Annotated in this window: 14 protein-coding genes; 10 read left to right on the top strand and 4 right to left on the bottom strand. The window is 71.9% G+C overall.

From position 1 onward, the window contains the following. The first annotated feature begins 5 nt into the window (after positions 1-5). Genes ACFY2Q_RS16790 through ACFY2Q_RS16765 form a run of 6 tightly spaced genes read left to right on the top strand, consistent with a single transcriptional unit; the run spans position 6 to position 9,883 of the window. Positions 6-1,043 (top strand): enediyne biosynthesis protein, encoded by a 1,038-nt coding sequence (locus ACFY2Q_RS16790; protein WP_387131066.1) that lies wholly within the window; start codon positions 6-8, stop codon positions 1,041-1,043. Further along, positions 1,040-6,793 (top strand): SDR family NAD(P)-dependent oxidoreductase, encoded by a 5,754-nt coding sequence (locus ACFY2Q_RS16785; RefSeq protein ID WP_387131063.1) that lies wholly within the window; start codon positions 1,040-1,042, stop codon positions 6,791-6,793. Before ACFY2Q_RS16790 ends, ACFY2Q_RS16785 begins: the two co-directional genes overlap by 4 nt. Position 6,794: 1 nt before the next feature. Then, the gene (locus tag ACFY2Q_RS16780) at positions 6,795-7,229 is read left to right on the top strand and encodes an acyl-CoA thioesterase (RefSeq protein WP_387131293.1); all 435 of its coding nucleotides are present in this window, start codon (positions 6,795-6,797) and stop codon (positions 7,227-7,229) included. A 19-nt stretch (positions 7,230-7,248) separates the two neighbouring features. After that, on the top strand, positions 7,249-7,830 hold the full coding sequence (locus ACFY2Q_RS16775) for a flavin reductase family protein (protein WP_387131060.1): 582 nt from the start codon (positions 7,249-7,251) through the stop codon (positions 7,828-7,830). Next, a complete protein-coding gene (locus ACFY2Q_RS16770; RefSeq protein ID WP_387131059.1) occupies positions 7,827-9,197 on the top strand; it encodes a cytochrome P450 in 1,371 nt (456 codons plus the stop codon). Before ACFY2Q_RS16775 ends, ACFY2Q_RS16770 begins: the two co-directional genes overlap by 4 nt. After that, on the top strand, positions 9,194-9,883 hold the full coding sequence (locus ACFY2Q_RS16765; protein WP_387131057.1) for an O-methyltransferase: 690 nt from the start codon (positions 9,194-9,196) through the stop codon (positions 9,881-9,883). The genes ACFY2Q_RS16770 and ACFY2Q_RS16765 overlap by 4 nt, the downstream gene beginning before the upstream one ends. Before the next feature lie 217 nt (positions 9,884-10,100). On the opposite strand, the gene ACFY2Q_RS16760 is transcribed toward ACFY2Q_RS16765, so the two are convergent. Next, a complete protein-coding gene (locus ACFY2Q_RS16760) occupies positions 10,101-10,391 on the bottom strand; it encodes a phosphopantetheine-binding protein (RefSeq protein ID WP_387131055.1) in 291 nt (96 codons plus the stop codon). 264 nt (positions 10,392-10,655) lie between these two features. On the opposite strand from ACFY2Q_RS16760, the gene ACFY2Q_RS16755 reads away from it, so the two are divergent. Genes ACFY2Q_RS16755 through ACFY2Q_RS16740 form a run of 4 tightly spaced genes read left to right on the top strand, consistent with a single transcriptional unit; the run spans position 10,656 to position 18,477 of the window. After that, positions 10,656-13,934, top strand: a complete 3,279-nt coding sequence (locus ACFY2Q_RS16755) for an AMP-binding protein (RefSeq protein WP_387131291.1) — start codon at positions 10,656-10,658, stop codon at positions 13,932-13,934. A gap of 5 nt (positions 13,935-13,939) precedes the next feature. Further along, positions 13,940-15,547, top strand: a complete 1,608-nt coding sequence (cmdF, locus tag ACFY2Q_RS16750) for a tyrosine 2,3-aminomutase (protein ID WP_387131053.1) — start codon at positions 13,940-13,942, stop codon at positions 15,545-15,547. 30 nt (positions 15,548-15,577) lie between these two features. Beyond that, a complete protein-coding gene (locus tag ACFY2Q_RS16745) occupies positions 15,578-17,080 on the top strand; it encodes a tryptophan 7-halogenase (protein WP_387131051.1) in 1,503 nt (500 codons plus the stop codon). A 14-nt stretch (positions 17,081-17,094) separates the two neighbouring features. Continuing rightward, positions 17,095-18,477 carry a condensation domain-containing protein gene (locus ACFY2Q_RS16740; RefSeq protein WP_387131049.1) on the top strand — a complete coding sequence of 461 codons (1,383 nt, stop codon included), beginning with the start codon at positions 17,095-17,097 and terminating at the stop codon, positions 18,475-18,477. Between the two features lie 64 nt (positions 18,478-18,541). Here the strand turns inward: ACFY2Q_RS16740 and ACFY2Q_RS16735 are convergent, their stop codons facing one another. From ACFY2Q_RS16735 to ACFY2Q_RS16725, 3 genes are all read right to left on the bottom strand, one after another. Continuing rightward, a complete protein-coding gene (locus ACFY2Q_RS16735) occupies positions 18,542-19,555 on the bottom strand; it encodes an SDR family NAD(P)-dependent oxidoreductase (protein WP_387131047.1) in 1,014 nt (337 codons plus the stop codon). 90 nt (positions 19,556-19,645) lie between these two features. Further along, the gene (locus tag ACFY2Q_RS16730; RefSeq protein WP_387131045.1) at positions 19,646-20,068 is read right to left on the bottom strand and encodes an SgcJ/EcaC family oxidoreductase; all 423 of its coding nucleotides are present in this window, start codon (positions 20,066-20,068) and stop codon (positions 19,646-19,648) included. A 32-nt stretch (positions 20,069-20,100) separates the two neighbouring features. Further along, positions 20,101-21,282, bottom strand: coding sequence for an acyl-CoA dehydrogenase family protein (locus ACFY2Q_RS16725; protein ID WP_387131043.1), 1,182 nt, complete (start codon positions 21,280-21,282; stop codon positions 20,101-20,103). Positions 21,283-21,447: the final 165 nt, after the last annotated feature.

The following is a 21,447-nucleotide window of genomic DNA, read 5'->3' as shown; positions in this document are numbered from 1 at the left end:
CGGACATGGCCGAGACCCAGACCATCCCCATCCGCCACGATGCCAAGATCACGACTGCGCTGCGCCGCTTCGCCATGTCGATCACGATCTTCAACATCGTCGGCTACGTCTACCTGGGCTTCGAGCAGCCTTGGCTGTGGCCCTTCATCGCGCTCGCCACCGGCTACACCGTCGAGATCGTGCTCGAGGCGATCGGCGCCCGGGCCGAGGGGCGCGCGCCGCGCTTCCTCGGCGGCGGCAAGCGCGGGTTCATGGAGTTCCTGCTACCGGCACACATCACCTCGCTGGCCGTCAACATGTTGACCTACGTCAACGACCGGGTCTGGGTGATGATGTTCGGGGTCACCGTCGCGATCTCCGCGAAGTGGATCCTGCGGGCTCCCGTCCGGGGCCGGCTGCGGCACTACATGAACCCGTCGAACTTCGGTATCGCGGTCATCCTGATCCTGTTCCCGTGGGCCAGCATCGCCCCGCCGTACCACTTCACCGAGCACACCCCGGCGCTCGGCGACTGGTTGATCCCAGCCATCATCATCACCGCCGGGACGATGCTCAACGCCAAGCTCACCAACCGGATGTGGCTGATCCTCGGCTGGCTGTCGGTGTTCGCGCTCCAGGCCGTGGTGCGCGGGCTCATCCTCGACACCGCCATCCTGGGTGCCCTCGGAATGATGACAAGCGTGGCGTTCGTGCTGTTCACGAACTACATGATCACCGACCCGGGCACCAGCCCGTCCAGCCCCGCCTCGCAGTTCGCCTTCGGCGCCGGAGTGGCCGCCGTCTACGGCGTGATCACCGGCGCGGGCATCGCCTACGGGCTGTTCTTCGCCACCGCGACGGTCTGCCTCATCCGTGGCATGTACCTGTGGGCGCTGCACATCTCCAACAAGGTCCGCGAGCAGCGGGAAGCCGCCGCCGCCGGGCAGGAAACCCACGACGGCCAACCCGCCCCGATCGCCGCCACCACCGGCACCGAGGCAGGCGCCGACGCCGGCACTCTCGCCACGGAGCCCAATTCGCACAAAGAGGCGGTACCGGCATGAGTCGCATCGCCGTCGTCGGCCTCGCGTGCCGATATCCCGACGCCGCGTCGCCCGGGGAACTGTGGGAGAACGCGGTAGCCGGCCGGCGGGCCTTCCGCCGCCTGCCGGACGAGCGGATGCGGCTGGCCGACTACTGGGACGCCGACCGCAGCGCCCCGGACCGGTTCTACGCGCGCAACGCGGCAGTCATCGAGGGGTACGAGTTCGACCGGGTGAAGTTCCGCATCGCCGGCAGCACCTACCGCTCCACCGACCTGACCCACTGGCTGGCCCTCGACGTGGCCGCCTCGGCACTCGGCGACGCCGGCTTCCCGATGGGCGAGGACCTGCCCCGCGAGCGGACCGGCGTGGTGGTGGGCAACACCCTCACCGGGGAGTTCGCCCGCGCCAACGTGATGCGGCTGCGCTGGCCGTACGTCCGTCGGACCGTCGGCGCGGCCCTGCGCGAGCAGGGCTGGGACGACGAGCAACTCGGCGACTTCCTCGCCACCCTCGAACAGAGCTACAAGGCGCCGTTCCCGGAGATCGACGAGGACACCCTGGCCGGCGGCCTGTCCAACACCATCGCCGGACGGATCTGCAACTACTTCGACCTCAAGGGCGGCGGCTACACAGTCGACGGCGCCTGCTCCTCGTCGCTCCTGTCGGTGCTTACCGCCTGCCGGGGCCTTGTCGACGGCGAGCTGGACGTCGCCGTGGCCGGCGGCGTCGACCTCTCGATCGACCCGTTCGAGATCATCGGCTTCGCCAAGACCGGCGCTCTGGCCCGCGGTGAGATGAAGCTCTACGACCAGGGATCCAACGGGTTCTGGCCCGGTGAGGGCTGCGGCATGGTCGTCCTCATGCGACACGAGGACGCGGTGGCGCAGGGCCGGCGCATCTACGCGTCGATCGCCGGCTGGGGGGTCTCCTCCGACGGCAAGGGCGGCATCACCCGGCCGGAGGAGGAGGGCTACCGACTGGCGCTGCGCCGGGCGTACGAGCGCGCCGGCTTCGGCATCGAGACCGTCGCCATGTTCGAGGGGCACGGCACCGGCACCGAGGTGGGCGACGCCACGGAGCTGCGGGCGCTCACCGAGGCCCGGCGCCTCGCCGGCGCCTCCGGCACACCGGCCGCGATCAGCTCCATCAAGGGGATGATCGGGCACACCAAGGCGGCCGCCGGGGTAGCCGGCCTGCTGAAGGCGGTCCTCGCGGTGCACCACCAGATGCTGCCGCCGACCATCGGCTGCGAGGATCCGCACGATGTGCTCACCTCGGCCGAGGCGAAGTTGCGGGTGCTGCCCGCCGCCGAGCCGTGGCCGGCCGACGCGCAGTTGCGCGCCGGCATCACCGCCATGGGCTTCGGCGGGATCAACACCCACCTCGTCGTCCAGGGCGAAGACGGTGAACGCCGCAGGCCGGACGCCCGGACCCGCACGATGGCGTCCCGGGCACAGAACGTCGAGCTGCTCGCCGTGGACGCCGACACGCCGGCCGAGCTGGCCGAACGGATCGGCACCCTCGCCACGCAGGTGATCAAGCTGTCGTACGCGCAGCTCGGTGACCTGGCCGCCGGCCTCTACCGCGAGCTGGGCGACCGGCCCTACCGGGCCGCCGTGGTGGCCCGCTCGCCGGAGGACGCCGAGCGTCAGCTGCTGCGGGTGCACGCGGCCCTACAGGCCGGGGAGACCCGGCTGTACGCCGTGGACGGCAGGGCCTTCCTCGGTCACGCCCGCGGCTCCGCCCGGATCGGTTTCCTCTTCCCCGGGCAGGGCACCGGCCGCGGCCGGCCGGCGCAGGCGCTGCGTCGCCGGTTCACCCAGGCCGAGCGGATCGTCACCGAGGCGGCGCTGCCCACCGGCGACGTGGTGGCCACCGAGGTCGCCCAGCCCCGCATCGTCACCGGCTCGGTCGCCGGACTGAGCGTGCTCTCCGCGCTCGGCATCGAGGCCGACGTGGCCGTGGGGCACAGCCTCGGCGAGCTGACCGCACTGCACTGGGCCGGGGCGATGGACCTGTCGTCGGTGCTGCGGATGGCCGCCACGCGGGGCCGGACCATGGCCGAGCACGGCCGCCCCGACGGGACGATGGCCGGTATCCCCGCCGACCCGGAGACCGTACGCCGGCTCCTCGGCGACGACCCAGTGGTCATCGGCGGCTACAACAGTCAGCGGCAGACAGTGGTCTCCGGCGCGGTCGAGGCGGTCGACAAGGTGCTGACGCGCGCCGAGGCGGCAGGTGTGGCCGGCAAACGGCTGCGGGTCTCGCACGCCTTCCACTCGCCGCTCGTCGCCGAGGCGGCCGAGGCGTTCGGCGGGTACCTCGCCGGTGAGCGGTTCGACCCTCTGCACCGGCAGGTGATTTCCACAGTGACCGGCACCGAGCTGGCGTCGGACACCGACCTCGCCGCCCTGCTGCGCAACCAGATCACCGATCCGGTGCTGTTCACGCAGGCCGTCGCGTTGGCCGCCAAGGAGGTGGACCTGTTCGTCGAGGTCGGCCCGGGACGCATCCTGTCCGACCTGGCCCGCACCGACGTGTCGGTGCCGACGGTGGCACTCGACACCGATGACGAGACGATGGCAAGTGTGCTGCGGGTGGCCGCGGCGGCGTACGTCGTCGGTGCCGCCCGGGTGCACCCGCAGCTCTTCGACGGCCGGCTGGTCCGGCCGCTGAAGGACGTCGACAAGTTCACCTTCTTCACCAGTCCCTGCGAGACGGTGCCCGAGGTGGCGCTGCCGGAGTCGCGGCAGCGGGCCGCCGAGGTCGCCGCGCAGTTGCCCGGTGAGGTGCCCGCCGGCGAGTCGGCGTCCCTGACGCTGCGCCAGCTCGTCGCCGAGCGGGCGGAGCTGCCACTGGACATGGTAAGCGAGGACAGTCGACTCCTCGACGACCTGCACCTCAGCTCGATCACGGTCAGCCAGGTGGTCAACCAGGCCGCCGAGCGGTTGGGCGTACCCCCGTCACGGCTGCCCACGAACATCGCCACGGCGACCGTTCGGGAGGTCGCCGAGGCGCTGGAGACGCTCATCGGCACCGGCCTGGTCGAGGATGCGACGCAGCCGGCATCGGTGGCCGGTGTGGCGACATTCATCCGGGCGTTCGCGGTCGACCTGGCCGAGACGCCCCCGCCGGTGCCCGGGCCCGCCGAACCGGCAGGCAGGTGGCAGCTCTTCGGCGCGCTCACCGATCCACGCGCCGAGCAGGTCCGCCAGGCGCTCGCCAACGGCGGCGTGGGCGGCGGCGTGCTGGTCTGGCTGCCGGCGGACTGCCCGCCGGAGCAGCTCGAACCGGCCCTACAGGGGGCCCGGGCGGTGCTGGCCGGCGGCACGACCGACCGTTTCGTGGTGGTGCAGCACGGCTTCGGGGCCAGCGGGCTCGCCCGCACCCTGCGGCTGGAGGCCCCCCAGATCAGGACCACTGTGGTGCACCTGCCGCCCGACGCCGACGCCGTCGAGCGGGTGCTTGCCGAGGTCGTCGCGACCGAGAGCTACCACGAGGTCCACTACGACACCTCGGGCACCCGGCGGGAGCAGGTCCTGCGGGCCCTGCCGATCACGCCGGGCCGCACCGAGGCCCCGCTCACGACCGGCGACGTGCTGCTGGTCACCGGTGGGGGCAAGGGCATCACCGCCGAGTGCGCCCTCGCCCTGGCCGTCGACGCAGGGGCCCGACTTGTGGTGTTGGGCAGGTCCGACCTGGCCGGCGACGCCGAGCTGTCGGCCAACCTGGAGCGCTTCGCCGCCTCCGGGGTCGAGGCCCGGTACTTCCAGGCCGACGTCACCGATCCGGTGGCGGTCCGGGCCGCGGTCGACGAGGCCCAGCGCCTTCTCGGCCCGGTCACCGCCGTGCTGCACGGCGCCGGACGCAACGAGCCGGCCGCGCTCACCTCCCTGAGCATGGACGACTTCCACGGGGCCCTCGCACCAAAGGTTGGCGGGCTCACCAACGTGCTGGAGGCGGTCGACGCCGACCGGCTCAAGCTGCTGGTGACCTTCGGCAGCATCATCGGCCGGGCCGGTCTACGGGGCGAGGCGCACTACGCCACAGCCAACGACCGGCTCGCCGAGCAGACCCGCCGATTCGGCGCAGCCCACCCGAGCTGCCGTTCCATCTGTCTGGAGTGGTCGGTCTGGTCGGGCGTCGGCATGGGGGAGCGGCTGTCCGTCGTCGAGTCGCTGACCCGCGACGGCATCACCCCGATCACCCCCGACGAGGGCGTGGCGCTGCTGCGCCGGCTCGTCACCGACCCGGACACTCCGCCGGTGGTGGTGGCCAGCGGCCGGGCCGACGGCCTCGACACGCTCCGATTCGAGGAGCCGGAGCTGCCCCTGCTGCGCTTCGTGGACCGGCCCCAGGTCCGCTACCACGGGGTCGAACTGGTCACGGATGTCGAGCTCACCGCCGGCAGTGACCTGTACCTGCCCGACCACCTCCTCGACGGCAACCTGCTCTTCCCTGCGGTCTTCGGCATGGAGGCGATGGCGCAGGCGGCCATGGCCGTCACCGGCCGCGACGAGACACCTGTCATCGAGCAGGCCCGGTTCCGCCGGCCGATCGTGGTGCCGCCGCACGGCAGCACCACCATCCGGATCGCGGTGCTCGTCACCGCCGACGACACCGTCCGCGCGGTGATCCGCGCCTCGGACACCGGGTTCGCCGCCGACCACTTCGAGGCGACGCTGCGCTTCGCCGAGACCCCAGTGCCGGCCGGACCGCCGGAGCAGGTCACCGACGACCTGCCGCCGGTGCCGCTCGACCCGGCCCGCGACCTGTACGGCGGCACCCTCTTTCAGGGGGCGCGCTTCCAACGGCTGCGCGGCTTCCACAGGGCCGCCGCCCGGGACGTCGACGCCGACCTGGCGGCCGAGCCCGGTACGGACTGGTTCAGCGCGTACCTGCCGAGCACCCTCCTGCTCGGTGACCCGGGAGTCCGTGACGCGCTCATGCACGGCAACCAGGTGTGTGTGCCGGATGCCACGCTGCTGCCGGTGGCGATCGAACGGCTGTACCCGGCGGGGCCGCGGCTGGGCACCGAAGGCTCGCTGCGCTACTGCGCCACCGAGCGGGAGCGCGACGGCGACACCTACGTCTACGACATCGCGCTGCGAACCGGCTCGGGCGAGGTCGTCGAGCGGTGGGAGGGTCTGCACCTGCGGGCCGTACGGAAGAAGGACGGCAGGGGCCCCTGGGTGGCGCCGCTGCTCGGCTCCTACCTGGAACGGACCCTTGGTGACCTGATCGGCGCCACGGTGGCCGTCGCCGTCGAGCCCAACGCGGAGGGCGGCGACGGCGATCGGGACGCCCTGGCGGTCGGTCGTGCCCTCGGGCACGCCGTGTCGCTGCGCTACGACAGCGACAGACGTCCGGAGAAGGTCGGCGACCGCTCGGTGGCGGTCTGCCACGGCGCTGGCCTCAGCCTCGCCGTGGCGGCCACCGCACAGGTCGGCTGCGACGTACGGCACGTGCCGGCGCGTTCGGCGGACGAGTGGTCGGCGGTCCTGGGCCGGCCGGCGGCGCTGCTCGATCAGTTGGTGGACGGCTCCGGTGAGGACCGGGACGTCGCTGGCGCCCGCATCGAGGCGGTCCTGGCTTGCCTGCGTCAGGTCGGGCTGCCGGAGCACGCGCCGGTGGCGCTGACCCCTGTGCAGCGCGACGGCTGGGTGGTCTTCGCCTCTGGCCCGGTGCGGGTGGCGACCCTCGCCACGACCGTGGGTGACACGGCCGCGCCGGTCCTCCTGGCTGTCCTCACCGATGGCTGGTCGTGACATGGAGGACTACTACGAGTACCGGCACACGGTGGGCTTCGAGGAGACCAACCTCGTCGGGAACGTCTACTACGTCAACTACCTGCGCTGGCAGGGACGGTGCCGGGAGATGTTCCTGTACCACAAGGCGACCGAGGTCCTCGACGACCTGCGCGCCGACCTGAAGCTGTTCACGTTGAAGGTGGACTGCGAGTTCTTCGCGGAGATCACCGCCTTCGACCAACTGGCCATCCGGATGCGGCTGGTCGAGCTCACGCAGACCCAGATCGAGTTCAGCTTCGACTACGTCCGGCTGCACGCCGAGGGCGAGTTGCTTGTCGCCCGCGGCCGGCAACGGGTGGCCTGCATGCGCGGGCCGAACAGCCGCACCAGCCCTACCCGGGTTCCGGATTCGTTGGCCCGGGCACTGGGTCCCTACCGGGCACGGACGGCGTAGCGACACACGGGAGGTACACGTGAACGTCCAATCAGAGTCCGTCGTCGAGCCGTCCGATCCCGTCCAGCTGCGCCGAGCGTTCGGCTCGTTCGCCACTGGCGTGACAGTGGTGACCGTCGGAGGCGACTGTCCACACGGGATGACGGCGAACTCGTTCACGTCGGTGTCCCTCGACCCGCCCATGGTGCTCGTCTGCGTCGACCAGCAGGCGATCATGCACGGCAGTCTGCTGGAGCGCGGCCAGTTCGGGGTCTCCGTGCTGGCCGCGCACCAGGAGCCGGTGGCCCGGCACTTCGCGAACCGACGTCGCCCGCTGGGCGCCGCCCAGTTCGACGCCGTCGACTGGTTCGCCGGCCAGGTCACCGGCGCGCCACTGATCACCGGAGCGCTGGCGCACTTCGAGTGCGAGCTGTGGCAGTCCTACGAGGGCGGCGACCACACCATCTTCGTGGGCAACCTGCTGGCAGCGCGCCGTGAGCCGGAGGGGGACGGCGTGCTGTTCGTCCAAGGCCGGTTCCGCCAGCTCACCCCCGACCGAGCCGACCCGGCCGACGGCGTGCCCGCGTGGCACGCAACGGCCCGAGGAGGGGTGACGGGATGACGACGACACCGATCCGCCGCGTACCGGCGGGTCCGACCGGCCCGGCGATGCTGCGCACGCTCTGGCAGCTCGGCCGGGACCGGCTGGGCCTCATGCGGACGGCGGCGAGCTACGGCGACGCCGTCCGGCTCGGGCCGAGCTTCAAGACGCTGCACTTCTTCAACCACCCCGACCACGCCAAGCACGTCCTTGCCGACAACAGCCAGAACTATCACAAGGGCGTCGGGTTGGCCCAGGCCCGGCGGGCCCTCGGCGACGGCCTGCTCACGAGCGAGGGCGAGCTGTGGCGCAAGCAGCGCCGCGTGATCCAGCCGGCGTTCCAGGCCAAGCGCATCGCCGCGCAGGCCGGCGTGGTGGTCGAGGAGGCCGACCGGCTGGTCGGACGACTGCGCGAGCACCGCGACGGCGCGCCCGTCGACATCATTCAGGAGATGACCGGCCTGACCCTCGGGGTGCTGGGTCGCACCCTTCTCGACAGTGACCTCAGCGGGCACCGCTCGGTGGGGCACTCCTTCGAGGTCATGCAGGACCAGGCCATGTTCGAGATGGTCACGATGGGCTCGGTGCCGACCTGGCTGCCGCTGCCCCACCAGCTCCGGTTCCGGCGCGCCCGAAGGGACCTGCAACGGATCGTCGACGCCCTTGTCGCCGAGCGGCGGGCCCGTGGCGAGGCGGGCGACGACGCGTTGACCCGACTGATCGTCTCCACCGGGCAGGAGGCCGATCCACAGGTCGGCCGCCTGCGGATGCGCGACGAACTGGTCACCCTGCTGCTGGCCGGGCACGAGACGACGGCCAGCACGCTGGGCTGGACCTTCCACCTGCTCGACCAGCACCCCGAGGTACGCGAGCGGGTCCGCGCCGAGGCGGTGGAGGTGCTCGGCGACCGGTTGCCGGTGTTCGAGGACCTGGCCCGGCTGCGGTTCATCGGCCAGGTGATCAGCGAGGCGATGCGGCTCTACCCGCCGGTGTGGATGCTCTCCCGTATCGCCCAGGGGCCGGACGAGATCGGCGGGTACGACGTGCCGGCCGGCGCGGATGTGCTGATCTGCCCGTACACCCTGCACCGCCACCCGGACTTCTGGGAGGACCCGGAGCGGTTCGACCCCGATCGGTTCGACCCGTCCCGGTCCGGCGGCCGGCCACGCTACGCGTACGTGCCGTTCGGCGCCGGACCCCGGTTCTGCGTCGGCAACAACCTGGGGCTGATGGAGGCCACGTTCGTGGTCGCCATGGTCGCGCGGGAGCTGCGGCTCACCGGCGACCCGGCGTACCGGGTGATCCCCGAACCGATGCTGTCGCTCCGGATCCGGGGCGGCCTGCCGATGCGGGTCACGGCGGAGAACGCCGCGGGGACGCTCCGGTGAGCGGCGCGGGCTTCGCCGAGGTCAAGCACGTGCCGGTGAACCAGGCTGTCCGGGACTACCTGGTGCGGTCCAGCTCACCGCCGGATTCGGCGCTGAGCGGGTTGGTCGACTCCACACGCGAGGTGGGCGAGGCGGCCGGGATGATGGTGCCGGTCGAGCAGGCCGCACTGCTGACCATCCTGACCCGGCTCGTCGACGTGCGCACGGCGGTGGACATCGGGACGTTCACCGGGCTGTCGGCCCTGGCCATCGCCCGCGGGCTCGCCCCTGGCGGCCGGGTGGTGACCTGTGACGTCACGGACCAGTGGATCGGCATCGCCCGCTCCCACTGGGAGCGGGCCGGGGTGGCCGACCGGATCGAGTTCCGGCTCGGTTCGGCGGCCCGAACCCTGCGGTCGATGCCCGCCGACACGGTCGTCGACCTGGTCTTCATCGACGCCGACAAGATGAACTACCCCACCTACTACGAGGCGGTGGTGCCGATGCTGCGGCCCGGCGGCCTGCTGCTGGCGGACAACGTCCTGCTCGACGGGTACGTGCTGGCCCCGGAGTTGGCCGAGCCCGGCCTGCCCCGCCGTGCCGCGCAGACGCTGCGCGCGTTCAACGCCACGCTCGCCGCCGACGAGCGATTCGAGGCCGTCATGTTGCCGATCGCGGATGGACTCACCATCGCCCGACGCCGCTGAGGCACACACAGGCGACCCCGCGCCCGCCAGGGCCGGGGTCGCCTGCGTGTGCGCGAGCGTCGGCGCGCGTCGGCGTCCGGGCGTGCTGACTCGGTGCTCGTCCTCGACCAAGCCGGAGCGGCATGTTCGCGCGCGGGCGTCGGTGTGGATCCCGGCCCGGACACGACGACGCGGATCCACCCCCGAGGGCGGATCCGCGTCGTCGGGCCGGAGGCGGTCAGGCGGGGTTCGCCGCCGGCGCGTCCTGCGCCGGTCGGCTGGCGGCCACGACCGCCGCCGTGAAGGCGGCCAGGTCCGGATCCTCGAAGAGGAGCCCGACGTCCACCACCACACCGAGTTCGTCCTCGATGCGCGTGATGATGCGAACCGCCGAGATGGACTGCCCCTGCAATTCGAAGAATGTCGCCTCCGGTCGATCCGGTGGCATGCGCAGAACATCGCTCCAGATCGCCGCGACACGCTTTTCGACGGTCGGCTGTAGCGAGTTGTCCTGATTGATATCCGTCATTCGCAGTGCTCCCCTCCTGGCCGGGTCCGGTACCCGTGGCCGGCCGGTCACGGGTACCGGACTGCGGCAGTCACGACGTACCGCGCTCCCATGTTGCGGGTGGTCGACAGGCCTGCGCATCCTTGCGATTGCGCGACCGGAGGGCGGCGACAGGCGTTTTCGTCGACGATGGAATTCCCGCACCGATCGGTGTGCTCTATTTTCGGTATCGCATTTGTTGAGAAGACCGTCTTCATTGTCACGTGCCACGATTCGACCGTGGCGATGAGCAGGGACACGACGCTGGCCGGTACGCCCGAGACGGGTGCCGGCCCGGTCGGCACGTCCTGGGCACAGGACGGCATATGGCTGCTGGACCACCTTGCCCCGTACCGGGGGGTGCACCGGATCGTCCGGACCTGGCAGGTCGACGGGACTGTCGACGCGGAGACGCTGCGGGTGGCGTGGCGTACGGTGCTGAACCGGCACGAGGTGCTGCGGACCCGGCTGGCCGAGGCGGACGACAGGCCGATGCCGGTGCTCACCGCCGATCCCGAGGGTGCCTTCGTCCACGTCGACCTGACCCACCTGGCCGGCGCCGAGAACGAACGCCGTGCCGATCGTGTCTGCGCCGCGGCGGCTGCCGCTCCGGAGCACGCCACCGACGGCCCGCTGGCGCGACTGACGCTTGTGCGGACCGGCGCGACCGCGTACCGGCTGGTGCTGGCGCTGCACCGCGCCGTGGCCGACGACAGGTCGGTCTCCGTGCTCGTCGACGAGCTGTCCACCTGCTACGCCGCGGGCGTGCGGCAGGCGCCGGCACGTCCGGTGCCGCTGCCCCCGGCTCCGCGCTACGCCGACTACGCCGGCTGGCAGCGCGAGCTGGTCGCCGGGCCGGCCGGCCGACGGCTGCTGGACTGGTGGACCGACACCCTCACCCCGGCGCCTCCGCCGGTGACGTTGCCCGTCGACCCCGGTGCCCGGTCGTCGCTCCCCGCCGGCCTGGTCCCGTTCGACTGGGGCACCGAGCTGTCCGGTCGGCTCGCCACGTTCTGCCGGGCCGGGGGGATCAGCCCGACGGTGGTGCTGCTGGCCGCCCTCCAGGCCGTCCTGCATCGGTACGGCGACGAGGACCGGGTCAGCGTGGTGCTGCCCGTGCCGGTGCTCCCGGAGGAGTTCACCGGGCTCGTCGGCCCCTGTGACAACCTGCTGGTGCTGGTGGGCGACCTGAGCGGCGGCCCCACCTTCGCCGAGACGGTGGAGCGTGCCGCAGCCGTGCTCCGGGCCGCCACCGCCCACGGCGAGCTGCCGTTCGCGCGGCTCGTCGGGGCGCTGCCCGTGCACCGCGACCCGGGCCGGGTGCCGTTCTGCGATGTGGTGCTGGCCGTCAACACCTCGGAGGCCGAGCTGCGGCTGGCCGGTGCCCGGACCCGGGCGGCGACGGTGGCCGACGGCGGTCCCACCGTCGCGGATGTGGTGCTCACCGTTCGCCGGACCTGGCCGTCGGTCACCGGCACGCTCGGATACCGGGGGGACCGGTTCGAGGCGGGCTCGGCGGCGGGCGTGCTCGGTCAGGTCCGCACGCTGCTGTCGGCAGCGCTCGACGCCCCGGACACGCCCCTGGACCGGCTGCCGCTGGACGAGCCGGCGGCTGTCGACCCGGCGCCGCACGCCACGACTGTCGACCCCCCAACCGTGTACGAGAGCATCGCCCGGCACGCCGCGCAGATCGCGCAGGCGGTCGCGGTGGCCGGTGCCGACGAGCGCTTGACGTACGACGAGTTGGAGCGCCGCGCGGCGTCGGTGGCCGCTCACCTGAGCGCGCTGCCAGTCGTCGGCGCGCCTGTCGTCGTTCGCATGGCACCCGGTCCGTGGCAGCTCGCCGCGTCGCTGGGCGTCCTGCGCGCCGGCGGTCACCTGGTCTGGTTCGGTGCCGGCGACGCGGGGGAGCGGGGGAGGGCGGTGCTCGCCGAGCTTCTGCCGGCCTGCCTCCTGCGGGCGGGCGAGGATCCGGGTGACGACCTGGCCCGCTGGTTCCGGGACGAACTCGACGGCCGGCTGATCGATGTGACAGCCCTCCCGGGCGAGACGAGCGCCGCCGCCGCCGTCGCCGTCGCCCCGAGCCTGCCGAGCGTCACCGACCCGGGCTCGCGGACCGCCTACGTCGCCTACACCTCGGGCTCGACCGGCCGGCCCAAGGGCATCGCCCAGACCCACCTGGCGCTGGCCCAGTTCGTCGGGTGGATGGCCGACGCGCTGGAGCTCGGCCCTGGTGCCCGGGTGGCCCAGTGGGTCACGCCGGAGCACGACCCGAGCATCTGCGAGGTGTTCGCCACGCTTGTCGGCGGCGGCACGCTGCACCCGGTGCCGGAGCGGATCCGCGTACACCCCGAGAAGTTTGTCGACTGGCTGGTGCGGCAGCGGATCACCTTCCTGCAGACCGTGCCGAGCTTCGCCCGGGAGCTGCTGGCAGTCGTCGCGGCCCGGGAACCGGCCGACCGGCCCAACGGCCTGGCCCGGCTGGTGCTGATGGGCGAGGCGTTGTCGGGCGAACTCGTCGACGGGTTCCGCCGTGCCCTGCCAGCGACCCGGCTGACGAACATGTACGGCCCGACCGAGACGATCGCGGCCACCTGGCACGACATCACCGGCCCGGTGCCGGCGACAGTGCCGATCGGCCGGCCCATTCCCGGGCGGCAGGTGCTGGTCCTCGACGAGGCTGACCGGCCCTGCCCGACAGGCGTCACAGGTGAGATCGTGGTGCGCAGCCGGCACGTCTGCGACGGCTATGTCGGCGCCGACGGGCCTGGGCCGGCCTTCCGGCCTCCCTCCGGTCACCTCGACGACGACGGCACAGGCCTGCGGTGGTACCGCACCGGTGATCTCGCGCGGCGGCGGTGGGACGGCCTCCTGGAGTTCCGGGGGCGCCGCGACCAGCAGGTCAAACTCCTCGGCTCACGGGTGGAGTTGGCCGAGGTCGAGGCGGCGCTGGCCGCGCACGACGGGGTGACGGAGTGCGCGGTGGTTCCGGTGACCGACACCGACGGGTTGGTGGTCCGGCTCGCGGCGTACGTCGTACCGCGTCGCGGGCCCGACGGCGGCCCGCTCGCCGGTGTCGGCGAGTGGCGGGCGCACCTGCGCCGGCGGTTCGGCACCGCGATGGTGCTCGTCTCCTTCGAGTCGGTGCCCGGCCGGTTGCCCCGCACGGTGGCGGGCAAGGTGGATCGCCGCCGGTTGTCCGCACCGAGGCCGTCGACGGACCGTCGGGCACCGACCGGCCCGGTGGAGCAGGCGCTGGCCGAGATCTGGTCGGACCTGCTCGGTGGAGGGCGGTTCGACGCCGAGTCGACGTTCTTCGCCGCCGGTGGGCACTCCCTGCTCGTCCCACCGCTCGTGGCGAGGATCCGGCGACGCCTCGGCGTCACGGTGGCGCTGCGGGACTGCTTCACCCACAACACGTTGGCCGGCATGGCCGCCCTGATCGAGGCGGCGCGCGTGGCCCACGACCGTTCGATACCCCCGGAATCGGCAGACCTGAGTGCTGTCACGGACGCGATGGAGTGAGTGCATTGACGTTGGCCAGAACCACGCAGGCGGTGGCAATCACGGGCGAGGACCTCGACATCCCCGGGGTGCGACGGGTCGCAGAGGAGGACGCGCCCATCGAGGTGGCGGCGTCGTCGCTGGCCCGGGCGGGCAAGAGTCGGATGCTGTTCGAGGACATCGTGCGCCAGGACGTTCCGGTGTACGGGGTCACCACCGGCTACGGCGAGATGATCTACATGCTGGTCGACACGGCCAAGGAGGTGGAGCTGCAGACCAACCTGGTGCGCAGCCACGCCGCCGGGGTGGGTCCGCTGTTCGCCCAGGACGAGGCGCGGGCAGTGGTGACCGCCCGGCTCAACGCGTTGTCCAAGGGGCACTCCGCGGTCCGTCCGGAGCTGTTGGAGCGGCTGGCGCTCTACCTCAACCTTGGTCTGACCCCGGCCATCCCGGAGATCGGCTCGCTCGGCGCCAGCGGTGACCTCGCGCCGTTGGCGCACATCGCCTGCACCGTGATCGGTGAGGGCTACCTGCTGCGCGACGGCAAGCGGGTGCCCACCGGCGAGGTGTTGCGCGAGCACGGCATCGAGCCGATGCAACTGCGCTTCAAGGAGGGCCTGGCACTCATCAACGGCACCTCCGCCATGACCGGCCTCGGCGCGCTCGTGGTGGGCAGGGCAATGGACCAGGTCCGGCAGGCCGAGATCGTCACCGCCCTGGTGATCGAGACGTTGCAGGGATCCACGAGCCCGTTCCTGGCGGAGGGGCACGACATCGCCCGACCGCACCAGGGCCAGATCGACAGCGCGGCGAACATGCGGACCCTGATGCGCGGCAGCGCGCTCACCGTCGAGCACCGCCAGCTGCGCAGCCAGCTCCAGGAGGGCAAGCAGGACGGCGTCGACGTCCAGCGCACCGACGTCTACATGCAGAAGGCGTACTCGCTGCGGGCCATTCCGCAGGTCCTCGGCGCGGTACGGGACACCCTGTACCACGCCACGAACAAGCTGAACATCGAGTTGAACTCGGCGAACGACAACCCGCTCTTCTTCGAGGGGCACGAGGTCTTCCACGGGGCCAACTTCCACGGGCAGCCGATCGCGTTCGCGATGGACTTCGTGACGATCGCGCTCACCCAGCTCGGCGTCCTGTCCGAGCGGCGCACCAACCGGCTGCTCAACAGGCACCTCAGCTACGGTCTGCCCGAGTTCCTGGTCACCGGCGACCCGGGTCTGAACAGTGGCTTCGCCGGTGCGCAGTACCCGGCCACGGCCCTGGTCGCCGAGAACCGCACGATCGGTGCGGCGAGCACCCAGAGCGTGCCGTCCAACGGCGACAACCAGGACGTGGTGAGCATGGGCCTGATCGCCGCCCGCAACGCCCGTCGGGTGCTCGGCAACAACCAGTACATCCTGGCGGTGGAGCTGCTCGCCGCCGCACAGGCGGTGGACATCTCGAAGCGACGTGCCGGGCTCAGCCCCGCCGCCGCGGCGGCGTACGAGTTCGTCAGGGGTATCGCACCGACGCTCGACCGGGACCGCTTCATGTCCGACGAGATCGAGCAGGTCGGCGCCGCGCTGAGCCGGGGCGAGCTGGTTGCCGCCATCGGGCAGAGCGATGTCGACCTGCGCTGAGCGCGTGCGTACGCCGAGTTGGGAGATCTGATGACCGACAACGAGTACGACTACGACGTGGTGGTGGTCGGCGGTGGGCCCTGCGGCTCCACCATCTCCACACTTGTGGCCATGCAGGGCCACCGGGTGCTGCTGCTGGAGAAGGAGCGGTTCCCGCGCTACCAGATCGGGGAGTCGCTGCTGCCGTCGACTGTGCACGGCATCTGTCGCATCCTCGGCGTCGAGGAGGACCTGCGCCAGGCCAACTTCATGCCCAAGCGGGGCGGCACGTTCCGGTGGGGCGCCAACCCCGAGCCGTGGACCTTCTCCTTCGGCCTCTCCGCCAAGTTCGCCGGTGACGCCGCCACCGCCTATCAGGTGGAGCGGATGCGCTTCGACCAGATCCTGCTGGACAACGCCCGCCGCAAGGGCGTCGAGGTCCAGGAGGAGACGTCGGTTGTCGACGTGCTCACCGACGCGGACACCGACCGGGTCGACGGCGTGCTCTACGCCGGCCCGGACGGGGTACGACGCGAGGTGCGGAGCCGGTTCGTCGTCGACGCCTCCGGCAACAAGAGCCGGATCCACACCCGGGTCGGCGGCCAGCGGCGGTACTCCGAGTTCTTCCGCAACCTGGCCCTGTTCGGCTATTTCGAGGGGGGCAAGCGGATGCCCGCCCCGAACCGGGGCAACATCCTCGCCGTCGCGTTCGACGCCGGCTGGTTCTGGTACATCCCTCTCACCGAGGAGCTGACGAGCGTCGGCGTGGTGCTCATGCCCGAGGCGTTGGACCGGGCGCGGGGCGACAAGGAGCAGGCTCTGCTCGATCTGATCCAGCAGTGCCCGATGATCGCCGACTACCTCTCCGACGCCCACCGGGTCACCGAGGGCCCGTACGGCGAGGTCCGGATTCGCAAGGACTACTCGTACATCCAGGAGAAGTTCTGGCGGCCCGGGCTGGTCCTGGTCGGCGACGCGGCGTGCTTCATCGACCCGGTCTTCTCCTCGGGCGTGCACCTGGCCACCTACAGCGCCCTGCTCGCCGCCCGTTCGATAAACACCGCGCTGCGGGGAGGGGCCGACGAGACGACCTGCTTCGAGGAGTTCGAGGTGCGGTACCGGCGCGAGTACGCCCGGTTCCACGACTTCCTGGTCGCCTTCTACGACATGCACCAGGACGAGAGCTCCTATTTCTGGAAGGCGAAGAAGGTCACCAACAACACCGTCTCCGAGATGGAAGCCTTCGTGGAACTCGTCGGCGGCGGCTCCTCCAACGAGGCCGCTCTCGTCTCCTCCGGCGCGTACGCCCGGGGGCGCGACGCGGCGTACCACGAGCTCGCCGACCTGGTGGCGCAGCCGGTGCAGGAGGCCGGAGAAGACCGTGACCTGCTGAGTTCCACACTGGCCCGGTCGGTGTCCAAGGAGGGCACCCGGATCCAGATCCAGGCCGAGCTCGGCGAGAGCACCGACGAGAACGTCCCGGTACGCGCCGGAGGGCTCGTGCCCTCCGCCGACGGCCTGCACTGGTCGTCGCCACAGCAGCCGGCCGGCTGATGGAAGGGAGCCCGATGACCGACACCCTGCTGCCACCGCCGACGCCGGCCGGTGACCCGGCAGCCCAGACCCCGACCCGTGTCCCGCTCTCCCTGCAACAGGAGTTCCTGCACCACATCGACCACGGCGACCACACCGGGCCGTTCGGGCCGCGGTACACGATCGTGGGCGGCTGGCGGGTCACCGGCGAGCTGGACATCGACACGCTGCGACGGGCCCTCGACGACGTGGTGATGCGGCACGAGACGCTGCGCACGTCGATAGTGCGCGAGGGGTCGGAGGCGTACCAGCGGGTGTGCCCGCCGGCCGCGGTCCCGCTGGAGGTGCGCGACCTGCGCGCCGGGCCGCAACGGGACCGCGACCTGGTCGCCGAGGACCTGGTCAACGAGATCGAGGCCGACGTGTTCGGCATCGACGAGATGCCGCTGCTGCGCGCGGTGCTCGGCCGGTTCGACGCCCACGACGGTGTGCTGGTCCTCGCCGCCCACCACACCGCGGTGGACGGGTGGTCGGTGCACCTGGTGCTGCGTGACGTGGCCGAGTTCTACGCGGCCCGGAAGGAGGGCCGCCCGCCGGAGCTGCCGGAGATGCGGCAGTACCGGGAGTACGTGCGGTGGCAGCAGGAGAGCCAGGCCGGCGACAAGGTGCGCCGGGCGCGGGAGTTCTGGCGGGAGAATCTGCGGGGCGCGCAGGTGGTCGCCGTCCCGACGGACCGCACCCGGTCCGAGGAGCCCTTCGTCACCTCCTGGTACCGCTTCCTGTTCGACGAGGAGTTCCGGCGGGCCACGGCTGACCTGGCGGCGGCCACCCGCAGCACACCGTTCATGGTGCTGCTGGCCGCGTACCTGACCCAGCTGCGGGAGCAGACCGGAAAGACGGACCTGGTGGTGCCGACCTTCACCCCCGGACGTCACCCGGCCTGGGTGCAGAACACTGTCGGCTCGTTCTACAACTTCCTGCCCATCCGTGTCGACCTGACCGGTGCCGGTGACTTCCGGGACGTGATCGCCCGCGCCCGGGCGGCCTGTCTCGCGGCGTACGCGCACGAGTTGCCGTTCATCCAGATCCTGGAGGAGGCGCCGGACGTCATGAACGACGCCATCGGCCCGAACGCCGCGGCGTGTGTGCTCCAGGTGACCCAGTCGCCGGACATGATGTTCGGCCAGCAGCACGGCGACCTGCACTTCGCCGCGATGCGCCGGCGGATGGTGTCGGCCTCGGTCGGTTCGCAGATCCCCGACGGGGTGCTGTTCGGGCTGGAGGCGTCCCCCGAGGGCGGCCTGGTCGGCAGCGTGGGCTTCACCACCAACCTGTTCGTCGAGAGCACGGTCCGGTCGATGGTCACCACCTTCCGGCAGACTCTCGTCGACGTTCTGGGCGGGCGGGACGGCGCCTGACCCCGGCACCACGACGCCGGCGGTGACCCGCGAGGGTCACCGCCGGCGTCGTCTGTGTGGCCGGTCAGACCGGCTGTGCCGCCCGCCCGGCCTGCCGTCGGCTGATCAGGCCGCTGCGGTGCAGCCACCGGATCGCGTCCCGGATCGTCTCCCCGGCAGGGCGGCTCGGTGCGGGCGTGTCGCTGTCGGTCCGGACGTCGCAGTGGCAGGTGTAGACCGCGCCGTACTCCACAGGGATGTGCCAGGGCGAGAGGCGTTGCAGCGCCGACGTGGCCGCGCCCACCGGCAGCACCGCGGCCGAGGGCAGGTAGACCACCGGCAGTCGGCGCCCGGTGACCTCGCGTACCGTCGCGACGAGCTCTCTTGTGGACAGGTACCGGCCCGGCGCCAGCAGGCGGCGCGGCCCCGACCCGGGGCGCAGCGCCGCGACGTGCAGGTCGGCGACGTCGCGGACGTCACCGACCGGGAACCCGCCGCCCGGCCAGATGGGCAGCTGCCCGCGCAGCAACGCCCGCAGCCGGGCGAGCTGGTCGCCCACGTGCGGGTCGTGGGGCCCGAGGGTCGCCATCGGGTACGTGATGACGACAGGCGACCCGGCGTCCTGGTGCCGGCGGGCGACCTCCTCGGCGGCGGCCTTGGTGGCCATGTACCGCTCTCGGGGCCTGCCCACCGGCAGGTGGGTGCTGAGCGGACGGCCTCCGGTCGGCGCCAGGGCGACGAACGACGACACGTGCACGACCGGGTCGGCGCCGGCCCGGAGGGCCGCGTCGAGCACCACCTCCGTGCCGTCGACGTTCACCTCCCGCATCCGGGCGTGCCGGCGGGTGTCGAAGGAGTAGACCGAGGCGGCGTGCAGCACCGCGTCGCAGCCGTCGACAGCCCGCCGCACCGACCTCGCGTCGGTCACGTCCCCGACGACGGTCCGCACGTCCCGCCCGGACAGGCCGAGTGGTCCCAGCGCGTCGTCCACCGCGCCGGGGTCACGGACCAGCAGCCGGACCGTGTGCCCGGCGCGGTGCAGTGCCGCGACCGTGTGCGACCCGATGTAGCCGGTGCCGCCGGTGACCAGAATCCGCACGTTCCCTCTCCTCGCTGCACTTGTGATGGGTGGGACACGGCGACGGCGCCGGTCGGAGGGGGATCCGACCGGCGCCGTCTATGGGCCGGGTCAGCCGGCGTCGCGCGGGCTGTTCTGGTACGCGGCCAGTCGCCAGCCGTCGCCGGTGCGGACCAGCAGCCACGAGGCGCGGATGGCGCGTTCGGTGGGCACCTCCGTCTCGCCTGGGCCGAGGACGCCGCCGTCGGTGAGCAGGAGGGCCACGTTGGTGCTGAGGATGCGGATGTCGAAGGGCTGACCGGTCACCTGGGTGCCCTTGTACGGCCCGGCGAAGCCCTTGGCCATGAAGTCACGGATGTCGTCGCGGCCCCTCTGGAACTGGCCGGGCAGGATCATGGTGCCGTCGGCGGTGAACACGTCGGCGAAGGCGTCGGCGTCGTGCGCCGCCCACGCCTGCACGATGCGTCCGGGCACCGCGGCGATGGCGGCCTGGTCGTCAGCGGACACGTCCGGTACGAGGCTGTTCGTGGTCACGGGATGGGATCCTTCCGTCGTGGCGTGGGACGTCAGAGGTAGAGCGTGTTCGGGGCGAGGCCGCAGAGGATCCGCCCGTACAGCTCCGCGTTGGTGGTGGGGTTCATGAGCGCGTGCAGGTTGATCGCCTGCACGTCCCGGGCGATCCGCTGGATCGGCACGTCGTTGTAGACCGACGAGCCGCCGCTGGCGAGGGCGAAGACGTCCACGGCCTCCTTGCCCCGCCGGCACACCGCGCCCAGCTCGGCCCGGGCGCGAGCCCGCTCCTCGAGGGTCCACTGCGCGCCGCCGGTGGCCCGCTCGTCGACAAGGCTCGCCAGCCGTTGCGCGTGGAATTCCGCCTCGTCGCCCTTCAGCACCGCGTCGGCCACCTGGTGGTGGGTGATCGGCGCGTCCTGCTGGCTGTCGTAGTCGGTGTAGGTGATCTTGCGTTCGGGCAGCCGCTCGAAGAACACCTCACGGGCCGCCCGGGTCAGGCCGACGACGCTGCCGACCGAGGACGCCGCCGCGACCGGCAGCAGGGGGGAGCGATAGATGGGCGAGCCCGCGTTGGCCGCCGACACACCCTGCCCCTGCACGATGGCGCCCAACGGCAGCACCCGGTCGGCAGGGACGAACAGGTCCTGGGCGACGGTGCTGACGCTGCCGGTCCCGCGCAGGCCACTCGTGTGCCAGTCGTCGATGACCTGCAGGTCCGACATCGGCACGAGCGCCACGATCGGCATCGGCTCGCCCTGCGGGCTGAACTGCACCGCGACGATCTCCTGCCAGTGGGCGTGCGGCGCGCCGCTGATGAAACCCCACTTGCCGTTGACCACGATGCCGCCGTCGACGGTGGTGGCCGTGGCGCTGGGGCTCAGCGTGCCGCAGACCCGAACGTCGGGAGTCGAGAACACCTCGTCCTGCACGTGGTCCGGGAAGAGGCCCACCATCCAGGTGGGGATCCAGTAGACCGAGGCGACCCAGGCCGCGGAGCCGTCACCCCTGCCCAGTTCCGAGGCGACCTCGACAAGCGTCCGGGTGTCCGCCTCGTAGCCGCCGTACCGGACGGGCCGGCGCAGCTTGAAGATGCCGGCGTCGGCAAGCGCGGCGATCGTCTCGTCGTGGACGCGGCGGTTCTCCTCGGACCAGGCCGCGTGCCCGCGCAACAGGGGCACGAGGTCGGAGGCGCGTCGGACGAGGTCCTCGGTCGTCGGGACATCGGTGGTGAGCAAAGCACCCTCCTTGGAATGATGGCTGGGTGGTGCGGACGGTCCCGGTTGGCCTCGCGGGGGTACGGCGCGGGGCTGCTCCACCGAGGACGGGCGGCGGTCTGCGCGGCCGGTCAACCCGAGGATCACAGAGGCTGGACCTGCCCCGCATCTCCCCGAATGCCCAGC

Origin of the sequence: Micromonospora sp. NPDC000316, assembly GCF_042898885.1 — a bacterium.
In the GTDB taxonomy this organism is placed as follows: Bacteria; Actinomycetota; Actinomycetes; order Mycobacteriales; family Micromonosporaceae; genus Micromonospora.
Note: the sequence above shows the minus strand (reverse complement) of the source record. Positions and strands in the feature narration are given on the sequence as shown.